At 35.5% G+C, this 10,056-nt stretch carries 11 protein-coding genes and 1 pseudogene; 6 read left to right on the top strand and 6 right to left on the bottom strand.

Annotated elements, in window-relative coordinates; genetic code table 11:
* The 4 genes from C7B62_RS21925 to C7B62_RS21940 form a co-directional block, all read left to right on the top strand.
* A partial coding sequence (locus tag C7B62_RS21925) for an efflux RND transporter permease subunit (RefSeq protein WP_146132172.1) occupies window positions 1-765 on the top strand: 765 nt, incomplete at its 5' end.
* 234 nt (window positions 766-999) lie between these two features.
* Complete coding sequence (locus C7B62_RS21930) at window positions 1,000-1,479, top strand: putative toxin-antitoxin system toxin component, PIN family (protein WP_106242346.1); 480 nt, start codon at window positions 1,000-1,002, stop codon at window positions 1,477-1,479.
* Window positions 1,480-1,520: 41 nt separating this feature from the next.
* Complete coding sequence (locus tag C7B62_RS21935; protein ID WP_106242349.1) at window positions 1,521-1,760, top strand: DUF433 domain-containing protein; 240 nt, start codon at window positions 1,521-1,523, stop codon at window positions 1,758-1,760.
* Window positions 1,757-2,122, top strand: a complete 366-nt coding sequence (locus C7B62_RS21940) for a DUF5615 family PIN-like protein (RefSeq protein ID WP_106242353.1) — start codon at window positions 1,757-1,759, stop codon at window positions 2,120-2,122. Before C7B62_RS21935 ends, C7B62_RS21940 begins: the two co-directional genes overlap by 4 nt.
* A 452-nt stretch (window positions 2,123-2,574) precedes the next feature.
* Here C7B62_RS21940 and C7B62_RS21945 read toward each other — a convergent pair whose 3' ends face one another.
* Entirely contained in the window at window positions 2,575-3,165 is a 591-nt protein-coding gene (locus C7B62_RS21945; protein WP_106242356.1) for a rhomboid family intramembrane serine protease, read from the bottom strand.
* 397 nt (window positions 3,166-3,562) lie between these two features.
* The gene (glnT, locus tag C7B62_RS21950; protein ID WP_106242359.1) at window positions 3,563-4,858 is read right to left on the bottom strand and encodes a type III glutamate--ammonia ligase; all 1,296 of its coding nucleotides are present in this window, start codon (window positions 4,856-4,858) and stop codon (window positions 3,563-3,565) included.
* 175 nt (window positions 4,859-5,033) lie between these two features.
* Between glnT and C7B62_RS21955 the strand changes: the two genes are divergently transcribed.
* Complete coding sequence (locus C7B62_RS21955) at window positions 5,034-5,588, top strand: Uma2 family endonuclease (protein WP_106242363.1); 555 nt, start codon at window positions 5,034-5,036, stop codon at window positions 5,586-5,588.
* Between the two features lie 7 nt (window positions 5,589-5,595).
* Here the strand turns inward: C7B62_RS21955 and C7B62_RS21960 are convergent, their stop codons facing one another.
* The 4 genes from C7B62_RS21960 to C7B62_RS21975 all read right to left on the bottom strand — a co-directional run bounded on the left by C7B62_RS21960 (window position 5,596) and on the right by C7B62_RS21975 (window position 9,739).
* Complete coding sequence (locus tag C7B62_RS21960) at window positions 5,596-5,841, bottom strand: hypothetical protein (RefSeq protein WP_106242366.1); 246 nt, start codon at window positions 5,839-5,841, stop codon at window positions 5,596-5,598.
* A gap of 409 nt (window positions 5,842-6,250) precedes the next feature.
* Window positions 6,251-7,261, bottom strand: coding sequence for an alpha/beta fold hydrolase (locus tag C7B62_RS21965; RefSeq protein ID WP_106242370.1), 1,011 nt, complete (start codon window positions 7,259-7,261; stop codon window positions 6,251-6,253).
* A 248-nt stretch (window positions 7,262-7,509) separates the two neighbouring features.
* The gene (locus C7B62_RS21970) at window positions 7,510-8,124 is read right to left on the bottom strand and encodes an FHA domain-containing protein (protein WP_106242374.1); all 615 of its coding nucleotides are present in this window, start codon (window positions 8,122-8,124) and stop codon (window positions 7,510-7,512) included.
* Between the two features lie 280 nt (window positions 8,125-8,404).
* Window positions 8,405-9,739 (bottom strand): OB-fold nucleic acid binding domain-containing protein, encoded by a 1,335-nt coding sequence (locus C7B62_RS21975; protein ID WP_106242377.1) that lies wholly within the window; start codon window positions 9,737-9,739, stop codon window positions 8,405-8,407.
* A gap of 78 nt (window positions 9,740-9,817) precedes the next feature.
* Here C7B62_RS21975 and C7B62_RS25485 point away from each other — a divergent pair.
* Window positions 9,818-10,056 (top strand): annotated as a pseudogene (locus tag C7B62_RS25485) (hypothetical protein); the annotation flags it as partial.

The following is a 10,056-nucleotide window of genomic DNA, read 5'->3' on the forward strand; positions in this document are numbered from 1 at the left end:
GTCCCTCTCGACTCCTTGGGTAAAGTACAAGTCAAACCAGAACTAGCACAAGTCAGTCACTACAACGGACAAAGAGTTAATACCGTTCAAGCTTTTCTCACGGCTGGAACTTTACCAGCAGAGATTTTAAGTCAATTTCAAGCAAAATTAGCAGCCAACAACTTTGTCTTACCTCCAGGCTATACCTATGAATTTGGTGGCGAGGCTGAAGAAAAAAATGATGCGTTAGGCGGTTTAGTCTCCACTGTCGGCGTCCTAATCATTATCATGATTGCAGTTTTAGTACTTTCCCTGCGTTCATTCCAATTAGCAGCCATTATCGGCATAGTTGCGATCGCATCAGGGGGCTTAGGTATCTTCTCCGTCTGGTTATTTGGCTATCCCTTTGGCTTCAACCCCATTATCGGTACAGTTGGTTTAATTGGTATAGCAGTTAACGATTCCATTGTCGTTCTCGATGCTATCTCTAATCATCCAGTCGCCAAAACTGGCAATCCCAAAGCCATTCAACAAGTAGTCTTGCATTCAACTCGTCATATTATCTCCACAACCTTAACAACCGCGATCGCTTTTCTTCCCCTACTCCTTTCTGGTGGAGAATTTTGGCAACCATTAGCAGTGGCGATCGCTGGTGGGATAATTGGTGCAACTTTCATCGCTCTTTATTTCGTCCCTCCTGCATATTATTTATTAAAGTTGCAATCTAAAAAAGAGCAAGTTTTAGTTAGAACAGATGAAATGGCTATAATGCAGTCTAAACTATAGTAAAAATTATATTGCTATGACTGAATTATTATATTATGCCATTTCCAAACTTGAAAAGCTTCCAAATATTCAGCAGGATGAAATTGCCATAATGATTTTGAAACGAATTTAACCAAAAGACAAACTATTTTCTCTGTGGCAAAAAGTAGATAATTTAGGTAAGGATGAAAATGAAACGACTATGGCAGAAATTACCGCAATAGTAAAAGAGGTAAGACACAATTAAAATCAAGAATGAATGTATTACTAGATACGAATATTTGGATTTCTGGTTTACTTTGGGGTGGAAATCCACGAAAAATTATTCAATTAGCGATAACAAAGCAAATTGTTCTTTATAGTTCAAAATTATTGATTGACGAACTAAGATTAACCCTAGCTTACCCCAAACTTCAGCGTCGTTTAGCAACATTGGAAATAACTGCTGAGGAATTGTTAATTGAAGTGTCTCAAATAACTCAGTTATCTTATCCTGTTCATTTATTTACTATCCCTGAACTACGCGACCCTAAAGATAAAATTGTTTTAGAAACGGCTTTGAGTGTACCAGTTGAGATAATTGTATCTGGTTATAAAGATTTATTGATTTTGAGAGAGTTTCAAAAAATTCCTATTCTGACAACAAAACAATTTTTGGAAAATTATCAATTTCTATATATGGAACAAAAAATAAACCAGAAACTTCCAATAGTTTACAGGAAAAGGATTAGATAAAATACTAGCTAAATTAAGTTTCTCCTTATAAAAATAAGTTAATGCAAAATTTAGACCGAATAACCTTTAACCCCAAAATTATGGCTGGACAAGCTTGTATCAGAGGAATGCGTGTTCCTGTATCTTTAATTTTAAATTTATTAGCCAATGGCAAAACTACAGAGGAAATTATTGAAGATTATCCTTATTTAGAAACTGAGGATATTCAACAATCATTACTTTATGGCGCGTGGCTAGCCAGAGAACAATACTATCCTAAAATCAGTGAAACAGTAAGATGAAATTTCTAGCTGATATGGGAATTTCGCCTCGAACAGTCGAAAAGCTGAGAAGAGAAGGTTATGATGCTGTTCATTTGGTGGAAGAGAGGCTAGAAAAACTTGAAGATAGAGAAATTTTAGCTAAAGCAAGAGAGGAAGGACGGATTATCTTAACTGTTGACTTAGATTTTGGTTACTTGTTAGCAGTAAGTGGTGCAATATTACCCAGTGTGGTGTTATTTCGCTTAGGCAATGAAAGCAGAGAAGTCATTGAAGAATATTTAGATGATGTATTGTCTCAATTTAGTGAAGAATTAAATGCAGGAGCAATTATTTCAGTTAAAGATGATGGTTTTAGAGTAAGAGCGTTACCTACTGAGTGAAATAGGCTCATAGAGTAAGCAAAATAATAAATTGTGATCGCTGGTGGGATAATTGGCGCAACTTTCATTGCTCTTTATTTTGTCCCTCCTGCATATTATTTATTAAAGTGGCGATCTAAAAAAGAGCAAGTTTTAGTTAGAACAGATGAAATGGCTATAATGCAGTCTAAAGTATAGTAAAGATTATATTGCCATGAACGAATTATTGGAACAAGCGATCGCAGAGCTTAAAAAGCTTCCAGATACTCAGCAGGATGAAGTTGTCATAATGATTTGAAAGCAAATCAAACTCTAATATATTACCGAGTTGTTAGTAATAACTGAGTCATCTGTCATTACTATATTAAGTATTTTATAATACAAACAGGTTTATCTATTCTTGGTCGCAGCTATACGAGAAAGATACATCTAGTAGTGATTAACCAAATAATATACAATTTTACACAGGGCATTTAACCCAAATTTCTTTCTGGAGTAACCATCTTAGCAGCGATCGCCCCACCAATGAAGCCAAATAGATGTCCTTGCCAAGAAACCCCCATTTGAGAAGGAAATACGCCCCAAATAAATCCGCCATAAGCTATTGCTACGAAAATAGATAAAGCGATCGAGGGAAAGTTTTTTTGAAAATAGCCTCGTAATAATAAAAAGCCCAAGTAACCATAAATTAGGATGCTAGCACCAATGTGAACCGATTGAGGAGAACCAAACAGCCAAACTCCCGCGCCACCGATGAGCGCACTCATAATCGAAGCAACAAAAAAATCTTTGGTTGCTTGGATCATGGTCAACCATCCCAAGGTAAGAAAAGGAATCGTGTTTGCTATCAAATGAGGAAATCCACCGTGCAAAAATGGTGCAAAGACAATTCCTCGCAAGCCAATGATGCTGTGAGGCTGGATTCCATACTGATCTAAACCGCCATTAAATACCAAAAAATCGGCAATCTCAACTGCCCAAAAGATAGTAATGGCAACAAATAAAATTTTAAATTCTTTCAAAACTGTTTTTTGCTTCAAGGGTTTGCGATAATAGCTACTCATAGATGATTGTAAATTATTTACCCGTGTAACGGCTGAAACTTATAAATAGTTATTCTGGACTTATATTGAGCCTAATATGGTTTACCGATTATGATTGGAGAGTGATTGAGTTTAAAAAAATAAGAGAGCGATCGCCTTAATTAAACAAAACAACAGTCCAAACCATATTTAGACACAGACAATTAACAAACTGCTCAATTATGAATATATTTAGGCTATTTTGTCGAGTCAAAATGTAATATGTGCAAATTAGACTTGAGAATTAATCGTAAAGCTGATTGTGTTTATATCTGTATATTTACTGAGTAAGTTTTACTGTAAAAGAATATTAAAATATTAAATCAGTTAAGTGCGCTACTCAAAGAAAGTATCAATAAAATTAGATTTTATTTGTTCATCAGCAATCAAGAGTGCTATCTAATTCCCAATCACTAATCTGATTATTGTATTGATCCCATTGTTGGTATTTTAATTTTAAATAAGAATTAATAAACGATTCTCCCATAGCTTTTGCCAAAACTGTGTTTTTTTCCAAACAGCGTAAAGCATCTAATAAATTACCAGGAAGACGTTTTGTTTGATCTGATAGGGGTTCAGTATAGTTATTATTTTTAGAGCGATCGCCTGGATTTATTTTACGCTCGATACCATCTAATCCTGCTGCAATAATTGAGGCTGGCAGCAGATAGGGATTTGCTGCGCCATCAGCCAGTCGAAATTCAAAGCGACCAAGATCGGGAATACGAATCATGTGGGTGCGATTGTTACCACTGTAGCTAATAGTGTTAGGCGACCAGGTTGCACCCGATACTGTATTAAGAGCGTTAATACGTTTGTAAGAATTAATTGCAGGATTAGTAAAGGCACACAAAGCAGAAGCTGATTTTAAAACTCCGCCAATAAATTGATATCCAATGGTGGAAAGTTCTGATTTTTCATCTTTAAATAAATTAGTCTCGCCTGTAATATCCCAGACGGAAAGATGCGTATGACAACCGTTACCAGTTAAATTAGCAAAAGGTTTGGGCATAAAAGTAGCACGAAACCCATGTTTTTCGGCAATACTTTTGGTCATATATTTGAAAAAAGCATGACGATCTGCTGTAACGATGGCATCATCATAAGTCCAGTTCATTTCAAACTGTCCGTTACCATCCTCATGATCGGTTTGATAAGGTTTCCACCCTAAAGACAACATAGCATCGCAGATTTCACTCACTACGTCATAACGGCGCATCAATGCCTGTTGATCGTAACAGGGTTTAGGAGAGCGATCGCGACTGTCGGCAATTTCTAATTCATCTGGCGATAGCAAAAAATATTCACATTCAACCCCAGTTTTGATGGTATAGCCTTGTTCTTTAGCTGCTTTAAGTATCTGCTTTAATACTACCCTAGGACTTTGCATGAGAGGATTTCCGTCTACCCCATAAAGATCGGCAGGCATCCATGCTACATGTGGCTGCCAAGGTAGCTGAAATAAACTATTGCGATCAGGTATAGCAAAGATATCGGGATCGGCGGGACTCATATCTAGCCAAGCAGCAAAACCTGCAAAACCTGCGCCATTTTCCGCCATTTCATCAATACTTTGGGCAGGAACAAGTTTAGCTCTTTGTACCCCCAGTAGATCGGTGAAAGAAATCAGAAAATAACGAATATTGCGATCGCGAGCTAGTTCTGATAATAACATCGTAGTCGATCAATACCTCTCATAGTTCATCCACACTATGAAGCGATCGCCTGGAGATATTTGTAACTGTTAATACTATTTAACGAAAAAATTAGATAGTGAACCCATAGCAAGCAATCAAACCCGATCAATATTGGTAGAGTTATAATCAATAAATCTTTGAGAGGAATGTATTGTGTCAACTTCAGTTAAATGGTCGATAGATGACTATCATTTAATGATTGAAAGCGGAGTTTTAAATAATCGCTCTGTAGAATTAATTGAAGGAGAAATTGTTCTAGTGAGTCCAGAAAGTCCCCTTCACAGATTTACTAATGACTCAGTAGCCGAATATCTGCGAAAACTACTACAGGATAAAGCTAAAGTTTTTGAGGCTCATCCGATTACTCTAGACAATTCAGAACCCGAACCAGATATTGCTGTCGTTCATCTTCCCAGTAGCAATTACTTAAATCGTCATCCTTACCCTGAAGATATTTATTGGCTAATCGAAATCTTTCATACAACTTTAGAAGATGATTTAAATCGAAAAAAAAGAATTTATGCTAATGCAGGAATTGATGAATATTGGATTATAGATTTAAAAAATACTGAATTAATTGTATTTAGAAATCCATCAGCCAATGATTATAAATTTAAAGATACTTTGAGCGACAGTACAGTTACTCCCATTGCTTTTTCTGATATTTTAATTGAAGTTGGCAAACTAATAAATAAAACTAATATTTAATTGGTTTTTATTTGTTCATCATTTTTCTTTTAATAATTTCATTGCAAACATTTTGAAGATGAACTTCACCTCTAATATCAAAATTAATTAAAGCATCTCTTAGTTTAATTAATTCTCCAATCAAATCTAATTTAAAATTATTAGGCAGGCTAGAAGTGTAAAATTCTTCGATCAAATTATTAACTTCATCTAATAAACTTGATATCTCCTCTTTTGCAATATTATTTTGTGCAATTCCTTGACTTCTAAGCAAATTATCACATAATTTAATGTTGTTTAGAATTTCCTCTGATATTTGATTATTTATGTGTGACCATGAGGGATCTAAACCATATCTTATTATACTGGTTTGTATTTTAGATATTGCGCTAATTCCTATTTTGCTAGAAACTTATTCAAGCTGAAGAATATCTTGTTTAGCATCGTTCAATAGACCAAAAAGTTCTGCTAACTTATTTGATACAGGCTCATAGTCTACCTTATTTACTTTTAATACTTCCGCCCAGACTTGTAAAGTTGATTTGTTTGGATCTTGCTATAGAGCCTCTTTTATAATGTTGTAAAGTTGACCCGCCGAGCTAACTGTTCCAGTCATCAATTTAATAATTTTAATATTACTGAATATTGCCGCTACAGTTTAGCAAAACCGAATTAATATGGCTCTATGAGTTGAGCAATTGCTTTACAGCATCTTTAATAAACATCTCATCTTCAGGATTTTGATAGGGATTTCCTGCGCGATGTCCCCAAATAGAAGGAATAGGCAAATATTTCGAGTCAGGAATTAAATCTGCTTCGGCTTGGCAATCTTCAGGAGTAAAGTATAAATCTGTTGTACTTGGCATAACTAAAGTTTTGGCAGTAATAGACTTAAGTGCCTGTTGATAGTCTCCTTGATATGTTGGGTTATTACCAACATCGCAATATAACCAAGTATCAATCATTGCTAATAAATCGTGAGGATCTCGTCGGCGATAATTAGCTTCCCAACTTCTAACTAAATAATCTTCTAAAGACTCATAGCCGAACTGATAATAAATCCCCTCACGATAGTAAGCTTGAGATGCTGCCCAACTGGCATAGATACGAGCAAAAGCCTTAAAACCTCGCTCTGGAATATTTTCAAATCTATTACCATTCCAAGCAGGATCGGCTGTTAGAGCCGTGCGTAAACTTTGGATAAAAATCTTATTATGGTCTGTAGTACGTGCTGTACCGCATAAAGCAGCAATTCGTTCGACGTATTCAGGATATAGCGCACCCCAATGATAAGCTTGTTGCGCACCCATTGACCAACCATAAACTAAAGCCAGTTTTTTAATTTCCAAGCTGTCTAATAGTGCTTTTTGAGCGCGAACATTATCAAGATGAGTAAACCAAAATCCTGATTCTGCTAAACTACAGGCTTGATCGTTACTAGGCGAACTAGATAAACCATTACCAAACATATTGGCAATGATAATAAAATACTGACTGAGATCGAGGATACTGTCAGGACTAATTAACCATTCGATATCTTGATGGTTTGCCCCATAGGAAGTGGGATATAAAATAACATTATTGCGCTCTTGATTTAATTCTCCATAGGTTTTATATATTATCTTTGCTTCTGTTAATCTTGTTCTGCATTGTAAGGAGAAATCTTCGATGCAGAATTTACAAGGTTCATTCATTTATTTAGCTTGTTGAATATTAGGCGATCGCTTTTTAATTTTTCATGAGTTTTATAGACTATTATTGCTGCTATTAATCTTGTTCTTAATTACAAAGCAAAATCTTAAATTATGAAGTTATCAAGTTAATTTTTCATGCTTAACTTAATCTACATTATTAACTGCTTTTTCTCCCTAAATAAACGGTACAACTATCAGTACTACGAACAATTTATACAGGAAATTAGCAATATCAAACTGCTATATTTCTATTCTTTAATAATGGTTTCTTCAATAATATTACTATCTTCTGGAATATTACTGACAATAGTATTTTCTAACATCATACTATCATCTGGAATATTGTTATTTTCAAAAGCACTTTCTAACACCAATGTATCTTTATAAGATTTAGTATTCTTCAGCGAAGATTGAAACGGAGTTTTTGCCTCGCTACAGTAGTTTAAAAACTGGCTACTGTCAGTACTATAGGTAATGTAATTGTAGGAAATTTTGATATTGTCGCCAATCCAAATAATATCTCCAGAAGTGAGGCGGTGCAGGGGCTTTTTCTTACTATTAATATAAATACCGTTGCGACTTCGTTGTCTTTTCCCTTTACCATCAATAATCCAATAGGAGTAGTCAACTTTATCTGCCCCTTCGCTATATCTCATCCAGGCTACCGTGGCGTGGTGGCGAGAAGCTAATTGATCGCTAATTACTAAATCATTATGGGGGTGGCGACCAATCGAAAATACATTAACGTTGAGAGCAACAGCCCTTCGTGATTCTGGAGACTCCACAATTAATACGTGTCGTCCTTTCGCTAGATCTGCTTTATTTAACTTAACGAGGGTCAGCTTAGATTTACTATCAGCCATGAGAGCGACATTATATATTGTGTGCCAAATATCAATGAGAAACCAAGGCAGAGCAAAGTAGTTTTAAGATCTAATTTGTTCTTGATACATAAAATCAGACTTGCTGAATTAAGATCCGCGAATGATAACCCAACCTAAAATATATTTAGATCAATGATTATTTACTATATTCTAATCTATAAAAAATGAACAGCAATGGTTATATATTTGTTTGAATTAAACTATTTTTTTGATTTTTGTCATCAGTAAATATACGGAGTTATAGATATTTTTATTTAAATTAATTAGACAATAATGATGTGCATCGTGCTACAAAACCTGCACTTTGTAAAGAAGCGATCGCGCTTGTTTCATTTTGCACCCAAAATTTTTGTCCAAAGCGAATAAACTGTCTTTGTTCTCCTTTACCAATGGCTGCAATTACAGGAATTTTAAATTGATTAGATTCAACTGATTGCTGCTCCAAAATTTGTTTTAGATAACTACTTTTGACTCGATCTAATGCTTGTTCGGGAGTAATTTCTAACATCAGCATTTTTACCTGTTCTACCGCTGCTGCATCATCAATAATTAGCTGGTATTTATCGTTACGCTCTTGTGCTGTCCCCCAAACAATTAGCTGTTTGCCTTCTAATAAAAATGACTCTAGTTTTTCATAGGTACTGGGAAAAATTGTGCCTTCGGCTTCGCCTGTAATATCTTCCATTTGCACAAAAGCCATGGGATCGCCGTTTTTGGTAATTATTTTCCGTACCGAATTAAGCATCACCACAGCACTAAGCTTTTGTTTGGCTTTTTGTTCAGACAAAGCACTTAAGCTAATCGGTGATAAGATTTGGGCAGCCTGATTAATCGCTTTGAGGGGATGATCGCTGATATAAAAGCCAATATATTCTTTTTCTAAACGTAATTTTTCCTGAACGGGGTAGTCTTCTACGGGAGGGCTGCTGGGTGCTTGTTCAAATACAGGTTCTGTGTCAACCTTATCTACTAGATCGAACAAATTAAGTTGACCACTAGCTTTCTCTTTACTACGTTTTTGCGCCCAAGAGATCACGATATCAATATCATTAATTAATTGTCTGCGATTTGGCTGGATTAAATCAAAAGCACCACAATAAATTAAGGTTTCTAAAGCCCGACGGTTAACGGTGCGCAACTCTACTCGTTCACAAAAATCGGCTAAAGATTTAAACTCACCATCACTATTGCGGGCATCAAGAATATTCTCAATTGCCCCCTGTCCCAAATTTTTCACTGCTGATAAGCCAAATAAAATATGATTGTCATCTAGGGGCAAAAAATCCTCTACAGAACGATTAATATCGGGGGGCAAAATAATAATGCCCATCTTTTGCGCATTTTCCCGATAGCGATCGACTTTATCTTGAATACCACTGCTAGCAGTAAGCAAAGCAGACATATACTCAACTGGATAGTTAGCCTTAAGATAAGCAGTCTGATAGGTAACATAGGCATAGGCAGTGGAATGAGACTTATTAAAACAGTTGGATGCCACCATGCCGTTAGCCAAGAGAAAATTATGCGATCGCACTACGCCAATGTCATATACCGCTTGTGTTCCCAAAGATTGACGACTGATAATTTTAACCATGACTAAAGCAAAAATTCTAAATAAATCTAAATGTAAGTTACAAGTTATGACTCACTACTGCTGGGTTGAGTCATCAAGGTGGCAAAATCGTTAAAATTAACTTATCTAAATTCAACATTCAATGTTTTTCTGGATTTCGAGGCAACATCTATCGATACTATATACGGTAAATATAAAGGATTAAAATCAAGTCAGCTAAGACAGCTAAAAAAACTTTATCATCAGAAATTGCCAGGGGACATAATTGTTACCCCAGAATTTGCTCAAAAATTAGCAGCAATTAGTACTGAGATTAATCAGCCTGTCTGTGTTTATAT

This window comes from Pleurocapsa sp. CCALA 161, from assembly GCF_003003995.1.
Classification (GTDB): domain Bacteria; phylum Cyanobacteriota; class Cyanobacteriia; order Cyanobacteriales; family Xenococcaceae; genus Waterburya.

Coding starts and splice junctions, on each gene's coding strand:
- C7B62_RS21940 (WP_106242353.1), top strand. CDS start 1,757: ATGAAATTTCTAGCTGATATGGGAATTTCGCCTCGAACAGTCGAAAAG.
- C7B62_RS21935 (WP_106242349.1), top strand. CDS start 1,521: ATGCAAAATTTAGACCGAATAACCTTTAACCCCAAAATTATGGCTGGA.
- glnT (WP_106242359.1), bottom strand. CDS start 4,858: ATGTTATTATCAGAACTAGCTCGCGATCGCAATATTCGTTATTTTCTG.
- C7B62_RS21945 (WP_106242356.1), bottom strand. CDS start 3,165: ATGAGTAGCTATTATCGCAAACCCTTGAAGCAAAAAACAGTTTTGAAA.
- C7B62_RS21930 (WP_106242346.1), top strand. CDS start 1,000: ATGAATGTATTACTAGATACGAATATTTGGATTTCTGGTTTACTTTGG.
- C7B62_RS21975 (WP_106242377.1), bottom strand. CDS start 9,739: ATGGTTAAAATTATCAGTCGTCAATCTTTGGGAACACAAGCGGTATAT.
- C7B62_RS21970 (WP_106242374.1), bottom strand. CDS start 8,124: ATGGCTGATAGTAAATCTAAGCTGACCCTCGTTAAGTTAAATAAAGCA.
- C7B62_RS21965 (WP_106242370.1), bottom strand. CDS start 7,261: ATGAATGAACCTTGTAAATTCTGCATCGAAGATTTCTCCTTACAATGC.